A 16,065-nucleotide genomic window follows, 5' to 3' on the forward strand; every position below is an offset into this window, starting at 1 on the left:
AATAATTTCGCTATCCATTCATTATTCACGACGTTGCCTATGCAAACGGGATTCATGCAAAGCAGCCAGTAGCGGCTGTTTCAGTGGCCAGCCAAATAAAAGCCACAGCGGTATTGTGACTGCCATCATGCTGCTGTATTTCTTGCCAAGATCACTATCTAACACGCTATTTGGAATCACCACGCTCAGCAACAAAGGAGTAACGCAATGCCTTTTAAACTCATACCAACGCTTGTAGCAATCGCTATCGGGTCATTAATTTGGTTCGTTATTCCAGTACCACAAGGCGTCGATACAAATGCTTGGCACCTACTCGCCATTTTTGTTGCGACCATCGCTGCAATTATCGGCAAAGCACTGCCCATTGGCGCACTCGCCATCATCTCCATGGCTATTGTCGCGGTTACCGGGGTTACGGCTGATAATTCAGCTGACTCGATCAAAAACGTCCTGTCGAGCTTTTCCAGCCCACTAATTTGGCTGATCGGGTTTTCGATTATGATTTCTCGCGGCCTGATCAAAACCGGCCTCGGCGCACGGCTCGGCTATTATTTCATTTCTCTGTTTGGCAAAAAGACCATTGGCATCGCCTACTCGCTCACAGCCGCGGAGCTGGCGATTGCACCGATTACACCGTCCAATACCGCACGCGGCGGTGGCATCATCCATCCCATCATGCGCGCGATTGCAGGCAGCTTCAATTCATCACCCGAAGCAGGCACCAGCGGAAAAATCGGGCGCTACCTCGCACTAGTCAATTTCAACACCAACCCAATCACCTCAGGCATGTTCATTACTGCGACCGCGCCCAACCCACTGGTGGTAAAATTCGTTTCTGAGCTGACGGGTGCGGAAATAGAGCTGACTTGGACGACTTGGGCGCTGGCAATGCTACTCCCCGGCCTCGCCTGCCTGATCCTGATGCCCTTGGTGCTCTATATATTCTTCACCCCTGAAATAAAATCCACACCGGACGCTTCCAAATTTGCCAAAAGCAAACTGAGCGAGCTCGGCAAGATGAAGCGCGACGAATGGATCATGCTTGGGGTATTTGCCATTTTGCTGCTGTTTTGGGCTGATGTACCTGCGCGGATACTTGGTGACGGATTCAAGCTCCACTCTGCAACCACTGCATTGCTCGGCATATCTCTGCTTTTGATCAGTGGCGTTTTGCAATGGGAAGACGTACTCAAGGAAAAATCGGCATGGGACACCATCGTGTGGTTCAGCGCCTTGATCATGATGGCAACCTTCCTCAACAAACTCGGCCTCGTCACTTGGTTTGCCAACAACATGCAGGCTGCTATCGGCTCTTTGGGTCAAGGCTGGGTTGTTGCCGTCGTTATTCTGACAGCCGTCTACCTCTACTCGCATTATTTCTTCGCCAGCACCACCGCGCACATCACAGCAATGTTTGCCGCATTCTACGCAGCCGGCTTAAGCCTTGGCGCACCACCAATGCTATTTGCGCTGATCCTTGCCGCAGTTGGCAACCTGATGATGAGCCTTACCCACTACGCCACCGGGACAGCACCAGTCATCTTCAATTCTGGCTACGCTACACTCGGTCAATGGTGGCGTGCCGGCTTTATCATGAGTGTGGTTAATAGCGCCGTATGGATCGGTACTGGTCTAGTGTGGTGGAAATTACTCGGGTACTACTGAGGCAATACTCATACCACTATTCATATAAATAACGTAAATAATCCATTGCCGCACAATTAATTTGCCGTCATAATAAAAAGTTGTGCGCCGGATATTGGCGCTTTCATATTTTGCCAGCACATCATAATTTTTCGAGGAAAAAGAAACATGTCGATAAACCAACAACACTCCCATGCCCAATGGGGCAGCCGTATGGGCTTCATACTGGCTGCGGTCGGCTCTGCAGTCGGTCTGGGCAATATCTGGAAATTCCCTTACATGGTCGGACAAGGCGGCGGCTCAGCGTTCGTATTCACCTATTTGATCTGCATTGCTGTTGTTGGCTTCCCTATTCTCGTTGCTGAGTGGTTAATCGGCCGTCGCGGACAAAGTAACCCGATTGCTGCGATGAGCAGTGCTGCAGAAGATAACCTTCGCCCCAAAGCATGGGCTGTTTTTGGGGTCAGCGGTGTACTTGGTGCATTTTTGATTTTATCTTTTTACAGCGTTATCGGCGGCTGGGCATTGAACTACATCATGCAAGTTGGCTCAGGTCACTTTAACGGTATGAACAGCGAAATGGTTGGTAATTCATTTGGCGCCATGCTCGCCAGCCCACAAGAGTTGCTGACTTGGCACAGCGCATTTATGGCACTAACCATTATTATCGTTGCCATGGGTGTCTCAGGTGGCCTTGAGCGTGCTGCTAAATTCCTGATGCCCCTGCTCGGCATCTGCCTGCTGATTTTAGTCGGCTATGGCTTCTTCAGTGGCGGCATGGGACAAGCCGTAGATTATCTCTTCACGCCAAACTGGGGGGCGATCCAAAAAGACACCATCCTCTCGGCACTTGGTCACGCCTTCTTTACCCTCTCGCTCGGTATGGGCATCATGATGAGTTACGGCTCTTACCTTGGCCGCGAAGTCAACTTGCTGCGTACCGCTTCAGTGGTCATCATCATGGATACCGTCATCGCGCTGATTGCCGGCCTTGCCATCTTCCCAATCGTCTTTGCCAATGGCCTGCCTACCAATGAAGGCCCAGGGCTGATCTTTACTACTTTGCCAATTGCCTTTGGCAACATCAGTGGCGGCCTTATTCTCGGCATGCTGTTCTTCGTCCTGCTGACCTTCGCTGCACTGACATCAGCCATTTCTTTAATGGAACCAGTCGTTGAAATGCTTGAAGAAAAAACCCCGCTCAATCGTGTCGCAGCTACTATCGTAGGCGGCCTCGGAACATGGGCTCTGGGTATTGCAGCATTGCTGTCATTCAACCGCTGGTCAGAAATCAAACTTTTCGACCTCAATATCTTTGATCTACTCGATACCGTCACTGCTAAATTTATGCTGCCAATCACCGGCCTCGGTATCATCATCTTCTTTGGCTGGTTCATGCGCCAGCAAAGCATCAAAGATGAATTGCAATTGCGCGGCTTTGCATGGGCTCTATGGATATTTGTTGTCCGCTTTGTTGCACCAATTGCCGTACTCGCGATCTTTGCCAACCAGCTGGGCTGGCTTGATTGGCTGTGGGCAATGCTAGATAGCTCAACGGCTACTGCATAACCTTGACACACCTCACAAAAAACCGGCGTTTATCGCCGGTTTTTTATTGCTTTTTTAGTAATGGACAAGCTATAGCGTGCCACTAAATTGATATGCCGCGCCGGGATGCCACATCACAACGTGTGTCACAACCTTTCCTTGAGAACAAGTTGCACGTCGTAGTACCAGCGCCGGATTATCTACGCCAATATTGAGCAGATGCGCAATATCAGGCGGTGCAGTTAGCGCCTCAACGGTATAACGACCACTTTCAAGTGGAACATGCTCAATAAGCCAAGCACTGGTATTAACGGCGGTAAAATCCTGTTCGATAAACGTTGGAGCAATGGCTGGATTGACCCAGCGCTGCTCAAGTTGCAATGCCTCACCGTTATCGTAGTGCACGATAAATACCTCAGCCAAAGCAGCGCCCTTTGCCACATCAAAAATCTGCGCCAGTTCATCATCGGCTTCGATCATACGCTGTGTGACCACTTCAGCACGATAAGCATGCCCTCGCTGGATGATTTCTTCAGCCAAATTGTGTATTTCAATCAGCGTAGTATTGAATTTTTGTCGAGCAACAAATGTACCTGAACCCTGTATTCGTTCGAGCACACGCTCTGAGACCAACTCCTGAATAGCACGATTAACCGTCATCCGCGAGACATCAAAATCCGCAGCCAGTTTCAGCTCCGTCGGGATCTGCTCACCAGACTTCCAGTGCCCATTATGGATATGCATCAAAATATGCGCCTTGATCTGTTGGTAAACTGGTGTGCGATGGGTGTTTTTTTTCATATCTAGGGTTGCGTGTACGGGGCAATCAGTCACAATAGCACTTTTTTGCGCCCAAGGAGAAAGTGCCATGACACTCTCGAAAAAATTAACCCATGCCATGCGTTATATGTTCCAGCGCAACATGGTCATATACTGGGTCGGTTCAGGTATTGCCGTTTTCCTCCTTCAGCATTTCATACTCAGCGAGGCGGCCCAAGTATTACTGCAACAATCATCGACTATTTCGGCTGCCAATGAGGCATTACTGGAGCAGCTCAACGCCGTGAGCGGCGAACTAAGCCTGTACGTTATATTGTCTCTAATGGTTACCGTACTGATCGTCGCCAAATCCCTCGACAGTGCCAAGCGCATTAGCGAAGGTGATATGACGACTGACAGCCTGCACCCGGTTGGGCGTATCGGCTGGGGTGGCATTGGCAAATTTATCGGTGGATCAATTGTGATCAGCCTGGTTCTCACCATGATCATCATTACTTTGATGATATTTATCAGCATGCTCGCCACTATGCTCGGTGCAAGTGTTGCCATATTGCTGAACTCCTTGTTCATGCTGGTCGCCATTGTCGCGGTGTGTTACGCCATGTATGCATCAACGCTCGTCTTTCTTGAGACGCTCAGTTACCGCGCAATGATTCGCCCAAAAAACTGGCTACAAAAAATCAAATTACTGGGCAAATGGGAGCTGGCAAAGATCATCTTGTTGCTATTCGTCATTGGTTTTGTTTTTGGCCTGATAGCAACATTGTTTGACGCACTCTTTGGCCAACTCTCCACAGTTGCCGTTATCTTTACTTTGATTGGTGGGCAATTTTTGACCATGTTTGGTTTTGTCTGGCTTGGATATTTTGTCGAAAGCGACGTAGCAGAAAATACCGCTGCAAACGAACATGTTGCTCGCCTGCTCTATGATGCCGACACCCGCGACATGAGTAATAGTGAAAAAGAGCGCCTTGCTCATGACCTGCATCAGGCTGATAGCCACTGGGCACGGCGTGAATACGATCAGGCAATTGCCTTGCTTGAGCCATATACGCGCTCGGAAACCCACGCGCCGCGCTATTTCCCTGCTTACCAGCGACTTTACAACTGGTACCCACAAAATGGCGAACAAGGAAAATTCTCAGCTTTGCAAGCACGCATTATTCATATTGCAGCCCAAGGTCACGAACGCTTTTATCAGCTCGTTGACGAGGCGCTATTCGAGCTCGCAAGTGAAAACAACGCGCAAATTGCCGCCAACGACATCTACCCTTTGGCCGCACAAGCACTCGCGCACAAGCAACCGGATACGGTATTGGCACTGGCCAAGGATTTCCGCAAGCGTCAAGATGATCATCCGGATGTGGTGAAAATTTACGGCTGTGTAATTCAGGCACTGATGCTCAAGGGCAATTATGATATTGCCAGAGAAGTGACGGCCACAATGATACAACAATATCCCGATCATCCTGATATTGAAATCATTCGCGAACTTTCATCCAAGCGAGATTAATCCTGATATTTCATCATGCATAGTACCCCTGTTACTTACCGCCGTATCGTCGCGATTGCCTTACTGGTCATCGCGGCAAATATTTTGCTGCCTCTACAAGGTTTGGTCGATACGGCGATCATGGGGCACTTTCCGGATCCAGCCTACCTCAGTGCATTAGGCTTATCTGCAGCGGCCTTCGCCCTACTCTATGCAAGCCTCAATTTCCTGCAATACGCCACATCGGGCCTCAGTGCGCAAGCACTCGGCAATGGCGACCACGGCAAAATTCAGCGTATTCTGTGGCGTGCACTGATCATTGCCGCCCTGCTTGCGGGCATCATTATTGCCGCACAAGCCCCCATCGTCCGCCTTGCACAGTGGTATTTCAATGCCAATCAACACACAGGAGAACTGATCGCCGAGTATATGCACACCCGCATGTGGGGCGCAGCCTTTGAGCTCGGCATTTATTGCACCATTGGCTGGTTTGCAGGGCAATCAAAAACCGTATACCTGCTCATTCAGCAAGCCATTCTTACCAGTGCCAATATTGTGCTGAGCCTGTTGCTGGTTTATGGCTTCGATCTCGGTATTAAAGGCGTTGCACTCGGTACCGTTTTTGCCAATACGCTGGCATTCAGTGCCGGTATTGTCATGGTCGTGCGCCATCAACGACAACATCAATATCACTTCCTTCGCCCCGACTGGGCGCGCATCTTCCGCTGGACGGAAATCCGCGCTGTACTTGGGCTTAACCGCGACCTGTTCATCCGCACGACCATGCTCGTTTTGTGCATGAGCTGGTTCCAGCGCATGGGCAATCAGCTTGGTGAAACGATACTCGCAGCCAACGTCATTTTGCTGTGGTTGCTCACCATTGCCTCTTATGCGCTCGACGGCATCGCCGTTGCTGCGGAAAGCCTCACCGGGCAAAGCATCGGCGCAAACGACCGCCAGCAACTGCGCAACGTCATTCGCCGCACCACAATTGCCAGCATCACTGCAGCCAGCCTACTGACGATTATTTACGCTTTGGCATTTCCACACTATTTACACCTGATGACCGATATTCGCGATGTTGCCAGAATTGCTGTTGAATACCGATGGTGGGCGATTTTGCTCCCTCTTGCCGGCGTCGGCGGTTACCTGACTGACGGCTACTACTTCGGCGCTACCGCAGCCGCCCCACTACGAAATGCCATGCTCATCATTGCCATGATTACCTTGCCACTGACATGGCTACTGACCCACCAATTCGGCAACGACGGTCTGTGGCTCGCGATCTACGTTTTCTTGCTGCTGCGCCCGATCATACTTGCCCCACGCCTCAAGCACCACCTTTACCCCTAGCGCACCATGCTCAGGCTCAGCCTCTTAATTACTGTTACTACTAAAATATTTACCACTTCCACACTCAGGAATTTATCAAATAATAGCTAAATAATCACTAATTACTCTTTGGCTTCTATCCCCCACATATCTCGTTCCCATGAGCAGCAAATACGCTATTTGCTTAAATATGGATTTCCTACTTTCATAAGCTGACTGCGCCTCTATAGAAACCAATTTTTCTATTATTGTTGTATAGCGCATGACTATCAGGCACCTTGTCATACACTCTATCTATACTTAAAAAATATGGGAAATTAGAGCCTAAGCCTGGGGATTTACATGGTCTCAAGATTATTTTCATTGATAAAAACTCAAAAATTGCTGATTGTGATCATCAACTGTAAATTGCATAATGCAACCAATCAGATTAATTAAGGAGAGCTCATGATCTGGATTGTTTTACATATCGCCTGTGTTGCAGCATTAACCCTTCGCCTGCTTTTACGCCGTGATATCGCTGCTGATGCACGTATGGCATGGTTTATGGTTTTAATTTTGGTCCCTATTGCTGGCTATATTGCCTACTTTTTATTTGGCGAAGCACGAATGGACAAACGTGCACGCCAGCGCCATGCCACTATCTTTACCCGTTTACGCGAAGCTGCACCACAAGTATTTAGCAGCAAAAACGACAGTATCGACCAACTTATTACAAAACAATGGCGAAATGCCTTCCGCTACAGCAGGTCCATCAATCAATTTATCCCCCTTGATGGCAATAATGGAGAATTGATGGCTGATGGCGCAACTGCTCGTGCACGTATGCTCGAAGACATGCGCAATGCAACAAAAGAAATTAACGTCCTGTACTACATTTGGCTCAACGATAAAACGGGTACTGATATTGCTGAAGCAATGATTGATGCAGCAAAACGCGGTGTTACGTGTCGAGCCATGGTAGATGGCTTAGGCTCTCGCGCCTTCATTCATTCGCCTCAATGGCAAGCAATGAAAGATGCCGGTGTGATCACCGAAATTGCGCTGCCATTCCATGACTTTTTCCGCACACTTCTACGCCGCCGTATCGACCTGCGCAATCACCGAAAAATCACCATTATTGATGATGAAATCGTCTATTGTGGCAGCCAAAATTGTGCTGATGAGGCCTTTGCTGTCAAAGCAAAATTCGCCCCATGGGTCGATATACTTTTGCGTTGTAGCGGGCCACTTGTCGCACAAAGCAAATTGCTGTTTGCCAGCGATTGGCTTCTCTATCATGATGAGCCAATAGAGAATTTCGTCATACCGATCAAAGAGCAGAGCGATGGGTTCCCTGCTGCTGTCATGGGCTTCGGGCCAACCGAACGCCAACGAGCCACACCACAGCTGTTAATGACCCTGATTGACAGTGCAAAACACACCCTCACCATTTCTACACCTTATTTTGTTCCTGATGCACTATTACTAAATGCACTTTGCTCAGCAGCTTTACGCGGTGTCAACGTCACCCTGATCTTTCCTGAGCGCAACGACTCCTGGATTGTTGCAGCAGTCAGCCGCAGTCATTATTACAACCTACTGAGTAGTGGCATTACCATTCACGAATATCAGGGAGGACTACTGCACGCAAAAACCCTAACCATTGACGATCAAGTCACCCTCATCGGCTCTACTAACCTCGACTTGCGCAGCTTTGACTTGAATTATGAGAACAATATTCTGCTACAAGATGAAACAGTGACCCATGATGTACTGGAACGTCAGCAATATTACATTTCAAAATCACAGCCTGTCACTTTCACAGAAGTACAGCAGTGGTCATACTTCAAGCGCATGTGGCACAACGCCATGGGCGCAATCGGGCCACTACTTTAAGGATAAAAAAATGCCCTTGTGCACACAGCACAAGGGCTTTCCATACTATTTCCCAGGTCAATAACAATCAAGGGCGATAAACTTCTGGGGATTGCCCTTCATCAGCTGCTTCAACCTTTAAAGGTGCATTTTCCTGCTCACAAACTTCTGTACAGCCACAAGCGCGCTCAACGCCAACGTTGTTCAAGCCGCCACAACTACCTTTAATTGGCGCACGACCAAAGATAACCCCAACAGCCATAATGACTACAGTCAACATCATGACTGAAAAAACCACAATAAATACTGTAAACATTGCCTATCCTCCGAATCGTTCTCGCCACGCGGTACTTTGCACGACTTCAAAGCCCTCGCCAGCCTCTTTAGCTGCATAGATAAACAATACTGCAAGATGCTCTTTTTCTGCGAAAGCTTCAGCACCATCTGCACCAATTGCCATCATCGCCGTGGCATAACCATCAGCATACATGCAATCATCGGCAATAACGGTTACCGAGAGTAAACGCGACTGACTACTATGCCCAGTGCGGGGATCAATGGTATGTACCGCATGAGTGCCCTCGTAGTCGACAAAATTGCGATAATTGCCAGATGTGGCCAATGCAGTTTGCCCACCTTGGCCGTCATTAAGCTCAATGACCTGCTGCACATGACGCCCATCGACAGGCTGCTCAATTGCCACGCGCCACGGATCACCTTTTTTATTCCCTCGCGCTAACAGCTCACCACCAATATCAACAAGATAATTTTGGTAATTCAAATCAGCAAGTCGTTGCCCTACTGCATCAACGCCATAACCTTTGGCGATTGATGACAAATCAATCTTCATATCCGGGTTTGCTTTAGCAATCGTGCCAGCCTGCTCATCAATCAATAGCTGCTGATAGCCTACTTTGGCCAATGCCTCGTCAATTTGCGCTTGTGTTGGCGCGACCGCTACCTTATCAGGGCCAAAGCCCCATAAATTAACCAACGGTCCAACCGTAATATCGTAGCTACCGTCACTCGCTTCGCTGATTTCACGAGCAGCGAGCACGTTTGCCATAAATCCCGCGCTAATCTTCTGTGCTGCACTGTCATTGCGCTGGTTAAATGTACTGATTGCAGAATCAGGAATGTAAGTGGACATATCCTGATTCACCTCTAGCAATACATCTTCAATCTGGCGCTGAACTTCTTCTCCGTCTGCAACCGGATCGGCAATGCTAACCTGCCAATAAGTGCCCATCGTTTCGCCATGGAGCTTGGTAACAACAGCATCATCTTGATGTTGTGCAATTTGAGAGCCTTTTTTTTGCGCATTCTGATCATCACAAGCCGCACAAAATAATGCCACTGCACAAAGCAGTGGCATAAAGGCTGTTTGTTTTAGAGCAAACATTTAGCCTCCAAAATCATCCAGAAGGATATTTTCATCTTCAACACCAAGATTATGCAACATCTCGATAACAGACTTGTTCATAATTGGCGGACCACACATATAGTATTCGCAGTCTTCCGGTGCAGGATGGTTTTTCAAGTGGTTCTCATACACAACGTTGTGAATGAAGCCCGTGTAACCATCCCAGTTATCTTCCGGCAATGGGTCAGAAAGTGCGACGTGCCACTCAAAGTTATCGTGTTCTTCAGCAAGCTTGTCGAAATCTTCAACATAGAACATTTCGCGCTTCGAGCGAGCACCATACCAGAATGTGATCTTGCGCTTGCTATTGAGTCGCTTCAACTGATCGAAAATATGCGAGCGCATTGGCGCCATACCGGCACCGCCTCCGATGAAGACCATTTCTGCATCAGTATCTTTGGCAAAGAACTCACCAAACGGACCTGAAATAGTTACCTTGTCACCTGGCTTGAGGTTAAAGATGAAGGAAGACATCTTACCCGCAGGAACATTAGGGTTGCCTGGCGGTGGTGATGCGATACGGACGTTAAGCATGATAATCCCCTTCTCGTCCGGATAGTTCGCCATAGAATAAGCACGTACAACATCTTCGTTGTTGACAGCATTAATCTTGAACAGGCCAAATTTCTCCCAGTCCTCACGGTACTCATCTGCAACATCGTAATCGCTGTAGTTGATGTCATACGGGCCACACTCGATCTGAATGTAACCACCAGCGCGGAAAGGTACAGATTCACCATCAGGAATTTTAAGCTTCAGTTCCTTGATAAAGGTCGCTACGTTGTCATTGGAAATGACTTCACATTCCCATTTTTTAACCCCGAATACTGCTTCATCAACTTCAACTTTCATGTCGCCCTTGACGGCCACCTGACAAGACAGACGCTCACCTTCTCGCGCTTCACGCTTGGAAATATGGTTGAGCTCAGTTGGCAGGATTTCACCGCCGCCTTCATGTACTTTAACCGTACACTGGCCGCAGCTACCGCCACCACCACAGGCAGAGGAAACATAAAGGCCACCTTCGGCCAACGCACCAAGAAGCTTACCGCCAGCCGGCACCTTAATTTCTTTTTCGTCATTGACGGTGATAGTGACATCACCTTCAGGTACAAGCCATTTTCGTGCTGCAAGGATAATCGCTGCAAGAATTAAAATCAGTAGAGTAAAGACGACTACGCCATAGAGTATTTCCACAGTTGTCTCCCCTTAAAGTTGTACACCGGAGAACGACATAAAGCCGATCGCCATCAGGCCAGCTGAAATAAATGTGATGCCCAATCCCTCAAGACCTTTAGGGATATCGGCATAGCGCATTTTTTCACGAACACCTGCAAGTAAAATAATCGCCAATGCCCAGCCGGCGCCGCTACCTACGCCGTAGACGACAGATTCAGGGAAATTGTAGTTACGCTCAACCATGAACAGTGATCCACCGAGGATTGCACAGTTAACCGTAATCAATGGCAAAAACACACCCAAAGCTGCGTAAAGTGCAGGAACGTATTTATCCAAAAACATTTCAAGAATCTGCACCAACGCGGCGATTACACCAATATAGGCAATCAATCCCAAAAAGCTGAGGTTGACGTCAATGTTCAGCCACTGCCACAAAATAGCGTTGTCTTTAAGCAAAAACTGATAAAGCAAGTTATTGGCTGGAACTGTGATTGCCTGTACGACAACGACAGCTACACCCAAACCAATTGCCGTCGGGATTTTCTTGGATACAGCGAGGAATGTACACATGCCCAAAAAGAAGGACAGTGCCATATTCTCGATAAATATCGATTTAACAAATAAGCTAATGTAATGTTCCATGTCGCCCCCTTATTGATGCGCCGGGTGACCGCCAACAAGTGGCTTGGTCGCTTTAGCTGGCTGATAATCACGCTCTTCTTCCTGCTCAGGCTTCCATGTACGCAATGCCCAAATCAACAGACCAATGAGGAAGAACGCACTAGGTGGCAACAACATGAGGCCATTTGGATAATACCAACCACCGTCTTGCACTGTAGGCAAAACAGTCAGCCCAAACCAAGTGCCGCTACCGGTGATTTCACGAATCGTACCGACAACCAGCAAAAGTACGCTGTAGCCAAGTCCGTTACCAATACCATCCAAGAAGCTTGGCAATGGAGGATTAGACATCGCATAAGCTTCCAAACGACCCATAACAATACAGTTGGTGATAATGAGACCAACGAATACTGAAAGCTGCTTGGATAATTCAAATGCAAATGCCTTAAGCATTTGGTCAACCAAAATAACCAGCGATGCGACGACTGTCATCTGCACGATAATACGGATATTGTTCGGGATCTGCTTGCGAATCATACTGACAAACAAATTCGAAAATGCCGTTACCGTAGTCAATGCCAAAGACATCAAAAAGGCTGTCTTCATATTACCCGTGACTGCCAATGCCGAACAAATACCCAGCACTTGCAGCCCAATTGGGTTCTTATCGAATATCGGGGTCAGCAATATCCGACGATAGTTATACTCTTTGCTACTCATAGTTATTCCTCACGATGATATCGTTTAAGAGCGATTCCCAGCTTCTTTGACCGTCTCTGCAGTGATTTCACCTTCTTGGATACGGTGCAAGAAAGGCTCATAGCCTTGCTCACCCAACCAGAAGTTCATCAAGTTCTGTACGCCACGGCTGGTCAGGGTTGCTCCTGAAATAGCATCAACCTGCCAATCTTTATCTGGGCTGGCATTCTTGACTACTTCAACTCTTGGCTTACCTTGATCGTCATAAGGGCTAACGCCATCCCACTCTGCCTGCCAAGCAGGCTCAGTAATGCGAGCGCCCAGTCCTGGTGTTTCACCTTGTTGGTAGAAAGTCAGGCCTTTAATCGTTGCATGATCGCCCTCATCTTCATAGCTCAATGCAGTAAATCCATACATGGTTGACCACAGACCATAACCTTGCACCGGCAAAATCACACGAGCAATTTTGTCATCTTCGATTAGCAGGTAAGCCGAACCATCTTCTGCAATGCGCTTGATGTTGGCCGGGTCATTCGTTAACGCTTTGCCTTCATCTTTAGATTCTGCAGCCTGATACATATCGTAAGTTGCAGGGTCTTTATCTGAAACCAACTCACCAGATTTAAGATTAACTACGACTGGAGTGATTTTTTCAAAGCGCTCCTCGATTTCTTTAGCAGTCATTTTTTTGCCCGCTTCCGCGAGCCCCGCTGCGATCAAGATATTGATGCGCTTTTCGTTCAGTGCATTCTTTTCCTGAATGCTACGCAAAGACACTGCTGCTGCAGAAACGACCAGCGAACATACCAGGCAGATAATTGCGGCGAAACGAAATACCGCAAAGTTTGAATTAGCTTGTTTTGACATGGGTTCTCACCTTGCGACGTTTGATGTTCGCATTCATCACAAAATAGTCAATGATCGGAGCAAAAATGTTCGCAAACAAAATTGCCAACATAATGCCTTCAGGGAATGCCGGGTTAACCACGCGGATCAATACCGTCATCGCACCAATCAAGAAACCAAAGATATAGCGTCCTTTGTTGGTCACCGATGCAGAAACTGGATCAGTCGCCATAAATACTGCACCGAAGGCAAAGCCCCCAAGGACGAAGTGCCACCAGAATGGCATTTCAAACATCAGGTTGGTATCGCTGCCAATAGCATTAAACAATAATGCCGTTGCTGCGCCACCTGCGAAGACACTTACGATGATCCGCCAAGATGCAACGCCAGTCGCTACGATAATGAATGCGCCCAACAAAATTGCCAATGTAGAAGTCTCACCAATTGAGCCTGGGATATTGCCAATGAATGCATCCCACCAGCTCCACTGCTCAGTAACTCCTTTCATACCGTCACTTGCAGCCTTGGAGAGTGCTGTCGCACCTGAATAGCCATCGACGGCTACCCAAACTTGGTCACCTGAGATTTGTGCAGGATATGCGAAATACAAGAATGCACGCCCAGTCAGTGCTGGGTTGACGAAGTTACGGCCAGTACCACCAAAAATTTCTTTACCAATAATGACGCCGAAAGAGATACCCAAGGCAACCTGCCATAGCGGTATAGAGGCTGGCAAAATCAACGAAAATAGAATAGAGGTAACAAAGAAGCCCTCACTGATTTCATGTTTTCGGATCAGCGCAAACAACACTTCCCAAAATCCCCCGACAGCAAACGCCACGAGGTAGATAGGTAATTGCAGTTTTGCTCCATACCAAAAGGTATTCCAAATACTCCACTCGACATTCAGCGCTTGCTGCGCCTGTAAGCCGACAAAATACCAACCAAAAATCATCGCTGGGATAGCTGCAGCCCAGACGATAATCATCACTCTCTTGAAGTCAATCGGATCACGGACATGCGAAGGACGCGCTGTCTTGTAATCAGGACTATAGAAAATGGTTGCTGCTGCCTCATACAGCGGATAGAAATATTCTAGCTTGCCGCCCTTCTCAAAGGTCGGAGCCATTTTTTCCAATATTTTATATAATGACATTTGTTAGCCTTCCTGCTCAATCTGCGTCAGGTTTTCGCGCAAAATCGCTCCAAAATCATTTTTACCCGGATCGACATAGGTCAAAAGCGCAATATCTTCTTCATCGAGTTCCAAAGCACCCAGTTTAACTGCCGAGTCAGTATCCTTAACGGCTAAAGCCTTAAGTAACAAAACTGGCAAAATATCAATTGGAGTGACATCTTCATGGATACCGTAAGGAAGAATTGCCCGTGGCGAACCTTGTACAGCCGTGGTAAAAGGCAGTTTTTTGCCTTTCAAAAAATGACCTAAATAGGCGCGTGTCCGCGAGTAGCTGTTAAGTCCGGGACGAACGAATTCAAGAAACTCGACATTACCACTTTCAGGCAGCACTGAGATCTGCTGATCATAGCCACCCAAAAAGTAAGTTTGTTCTTCGAGCTTACGTCCGGCAAAGACAGAACCAGAGATAACGCGCTGCTCGCCTTCTTTTAAATTGCCTTCGAGTAAAGCGTGCGCATCAGTACCACGAATGACTCGAATGAGTTTTGGTTCGCGAACACCAGGGCCTGCGATGGCAACAATACGGCGATTATCAACCACACCCTCACGGAATAACTTGCCTACTGCGAGCAAATCCTGCAGTTTGATATGCCAGACATGCTTTTCCATGCTGACTGGATCAATAAAGTGAATATGCGTGCCAACCAGCCCAGCCGGATGAATACCACCAAAGGCATGCTGTTGTACGCGTTCGAGATTTGCATCTGGCAATTGTACGCCAGGCTTATGGCATACATGCACAGCGCCATCAGTCAGATGCTGAAGGACCTTCAACCCTGCAATATAGTCATCACTTCTTCCTTCTAGCGCAATAAGCGGATCAAAGGAAAGAGGATTAGAATCCATGGTATTGACGAAAATAGAATGCGGTTTTGCATCAAGTGCAGGTGTCTTACTGAATGGTCGTGAACGTAGTACTGGCCACATTCCTGCGAGTCGCAAACGCTCAACGACATCTTCACGCTTGATGCTGGCCAGCGCCTGATCATCAAATGCGTCAAATGTTTTCAAACCGTCATTACCGTCGGGCTTGATCACGACTGAGAGCAATCTACGGCGCTCACCACGCTCGATGGCTTCAACTGTGCCAGAAATTGGTGCACAGAGAATTACGCCAGGATTTTTCTTGTCTTCAAAAAGAGTATCACCCACATCGACATGATCACCTTCAGCGACATTCATCGTGGGTTTTAAACCGATGAAATCATCACCTAGAACGGCTACATTGGCGGGGGACGTGAATTCGTGAATTTCGGTGTTTTCGACGGTTCCTGATATAGGAAGGTCGATACCTTTTTTTATGGATATCATGCTTATAATACCTTACCTCAGACGTAACAAAGTTGTTATCGTGTTGGTGCCGACGGCGAGACTCGAACTCGCACGAGCTATGCTCACTACCCCCTCAAGATAGCGTGTCTACCAATTCCACCACGTCGGCTAAAC

Annotated in this window: 14 protein-coding genes and 1 tRNA gene; 5 read left to right on the plus strand and 10 right to left on the minus strand. The window is 48.0% G+C overall.

What is annotated here, in order from left to right; genetic code table 11:
• Positions 1-207 precede the first annotated feature (207 nt).
• Positions 208-1,665, plus strand: coding sequence for an anion permease (locus KRX19_08205; GenBank protein ID MBV7435004.1), 1,458 nt, complete (start codon positions 208-210; stop codon positions 1,663-1,665).
• 147 nt (positions 1,666-1,812) lie between these two features.
• Positions 1,813-3,213 (plus strand): sodium-dependent transporter, encoded by a 1,401-nt coding sequence (locus KRX19_08210; protein MBV7435005.1) that lies wholly within the window; start codon positions 1,813-1,815, stop codon positions 3,211-3,213.
• 69 nt (positions 3,214-3,282) lie between these two features.
• Here KRX19_08210 and hutC read toward each other — a convergent pair whose 3' ends face one another.
• A complete protein-coding gene (hutC, locus tag KRX19_08215; GenBank protein MBV7435006.1) occupies positions 3,283-4,062 on the minus strand; it encodes a histidine utilization repressor in 780 nt (259 codons plus the stop codon).
• Between hutC and KRX19_08220 the strand changes: the two genes are divergently transcribed.
• The 3 genes from KRX19_08220 to cls all read left to right on the plus strand — a co-directional run bounded on the left by KRX19_08220 (position 4,061) and on the right by cls (position 8,674).
• Entirely contained in the window at positions 4,061-5,485 is a 1,425-nt protein-coding gene (locus tag KRX19_08220; GenBank protein ID MBV7435007.1) for a hypothetical protein, read from the plus strand. The genes hutC and KRX19_08220 overlap by 2 nt on opposite strands.
• 15 nt (positions 5,486-5,500) lie before the next feature.
• Positions 5,501-6,817: an MATE family efflux transporter gene (locus KRX19_08225; protein MBV7435008.1), complete on the plus strand. Its 1,317-nt coding sequence runs from the start codon at positions 5,501-5,503 to the stop codon at positions 6,815-6,817.
• Between the two features lie 426 nt (positions 6,818-7,243).
• On the plus strand, positions 7,244-8,674 hold the full coding sequence (gene cls / locus KRX19_08230; GenBank protein ID MBV7435009.1) for a cardiolipin synthase: 1,431 nt from the start codon (positions 7,244-7,246) through the stop codon (positions 8,672-8,674).
• 67 nt (positions 8,675-8,741) lie between these two features.
• Here cls and nqrM read toward each other — a convergent pair whose 3' ends face one another.
• The 9 genes from nqrM to KRX19_08275 form a co-directional block, all read right to left on the minus strand.
• The gene (nqrM, locus tag KRX19_08235) at positions 8,742-8,969 is read right to left on the minus strand and encodes a (Na+)-NQR maturation NqrM (GenBank protein ID MBV7435010.1); all 228 of its coding nucleotides are present in this window, start codon (positions 8,967-8,969) and stop codon (positions 8,742-8,744) included.
• A gap of 3 nt (positions 8,970-8,972) precedes the next feature.
• Positions 8,973-10,055, minus strand: a complete 1,083-nt coding sequence (locus KRX19_08240; GenBank protein MBV7435011.1) for an FAD:protein FMN transferase — start codon at positions 10,053-10,055, stop codon at positions 8,973-8,975.
• Complete coding sequence (gene nqrF / locus KRX19_08245; protein MBV7435012.1) at positions 10,056-11,273, minus strand: NADH:ubiquinone reductase (Na(+)-transporting) subunit F; 1,218 nt, start codon at positions 11,271-11,273, stop codon at positions 10,056-10,058.
• Between the two features lie 12 nt (positions 11,274-11,285).
• Positions 11,286-11,897, minus strand: a complete 612-nt coding sequence (gene nqrE, locus KRX19_08250; protein ID MBV7435013.1) for an NADH:ubiquinone reductase (Na(+)-transporting) subunit E — start codon at positions 11,895-11,897, stop codon at positions 11,286-11,288.
• A gap of 9 nt (positions 11,898-11,906) precedes the next feature.
• Positions 11,907-12,596: an NADH:ubiquinone reductase (Na(+)-transporting) subunit D gene (locus tag KRX19_08255; protein MBV7435014.1), complete on the minus strand. Its 690-nt coding sequence runs from the start codon at positions 12,594-12,596 to the stop codon at positions 11,907-11,909.
• Positions 12,597-12,620: 24 nt separating this feature from the next.
• The gene (locus KRX19_08260; GenBank protein MBV7435015.1) at positions 12,621-13,442 is read right to left on the minus strand and encodes a Na(+)-translocating NADH-quinone reductase subunit C; all 822 of its coding nucleotides are present in this window, start codon (positions 13,440-13,442) and stop codon (positions 12,621-12,623) included.
• Positions 13,426-14,577 (minus strand): NADH:ubiquinone reductase (Na(+)-transporting) subunit B, encoded by a 1,152-nt coding sequence (locus KRX19_08265; protein MBV7435016.1) that lies wholly within the window; start codon positions 14,575-14,577, stop codon positions 13,426-13,428. The genes KRX19_08260 and KRX19_08265 overlap by 17 nt, the downstream gene beginning before the upstream one ends.
• A gap of 3 nt (positions 14,578-14,580) precedes the next feature.
• Entirely contained in the window at positions 14,581-15,930 is a 1,350-nt protein-coding gene (locus KRX19_08270) for a Na(+)-translocating NADH-quinone reductase subunit A (protein ID MBV7435017.1), read from the minus strand.
• 44 nt (positions 15,931-15,974) lie between these two features.
• Positions 15,975-16,060, minus strand: a tRNA-Leu gene (locus KRX19_08275).
• Between the last annotated feature and the right edge of the window lie 5 nt (positions 16,061-16,065).

The organism is Cardiobacteriaceae bacterium TAE3-ERU3 (assembly GCA_019218315.1).
GTDB lineage: Bacteria > Pseudomonadota > Gammaproteobacteria > Cardiobacteriales > Cardiobacteriaceae > JAHUUI01.

What these genes read in the sequence shown, in the direction of transcription:
- KRX19_08205 (MBV7435004.1), top strand. Translation starts at nt 208, where the DNA reads ATGCCTTTTAAACTCATACCAACGCTTGTAGCAATCGCTATCGGGTCA.
- KRX19_08210 (MBV7435005.1), top strand. Translation starts at nt 1,813, where the DNA reads ATGTCGATAAACCAACAACACTCCCATGCCCAATGGGGCAGCCGTATG.
- KRX19_08220 (MBV7435007.1), top strand. Translation starts at nt 4,061, where the DNA reads ATGACACTCTCGAAAAAATTAACCCATGCCATGCGTTATATGTTCCAG.
- hutC (MBV7435006.1), bottom strand. Translation starts at nt 4,062, where the DNA reads ATGGCACTTTCTCCTTGGGCGCAAAAAAGTGCTATTGTGACTGATTGC.
- KRX19_08225 (MBV7435008.1), top strand. Translation starts at nt 5,501, where the DNA reads ATGCATAGTACCCCTGTTACTTACCGCCGTATCGTCGCGATTGCCTTA.
- cls (MBV7435009.1), top strand. Translation starts at nt 7,244, where the DNA reads ATGATCTGGATTGTTTTACATATCGCCTGTGTTGCAGCATTAACCCTT.
- nqrM (MBV7435010.1), bottom strand. Translation starts at nt 8,969, where the DNA reads ATGTTTACAGTATTTATTGTGGTTTTTTCAGTCATGATGTTGACTGTA.
- KRX19_08240 (MBV7435011.1), bottom strand. Translation starts at nt 10,055, where the DNA reads ATGTTTGCTCTAAAACAAACAGCCTTTATGCCACTGCTTTGTGCAGTG.
- nqrE (MBV7435013.1), bottom strand. Translation starts at nt 11,897, where the DNA reads ATGGAACATTACATTAGCTTATTTGTTAAATCGATATTTATCGAGAAT.
- KRX19_08255 (MBV7435014.1), bottom strand. Translation starts at nt 12,596, where the DNA reads ATGAGTAGCAAAGAGTATAACTATCGTCGGATATTGCTGACCCCGATA.
- KRX19_08260 (MBV7435015.1), bottom strand. Translation starts at nt 13,442, where the DNA reads ATGTCAAAACAAGCTAATTCAAACTTTGCGGTATTTCGTTTCGCCGCA.
- KRX19_08265 (MBV7435016.1), bottom strand. Translation starts at nt 14,577, where the DNA reads ATGTCATTATATAAAATATTGGAAAAAATGGCTCCGACCTTTGAGAAG.
- KRX19_08270 (MBV7435017.1), bottom strand. Translation starts at nt 15,930, where the DNA reads ATGATATCCATAAAAAAAGGTATCGACCTTCCTATATCAGGAACCGTC.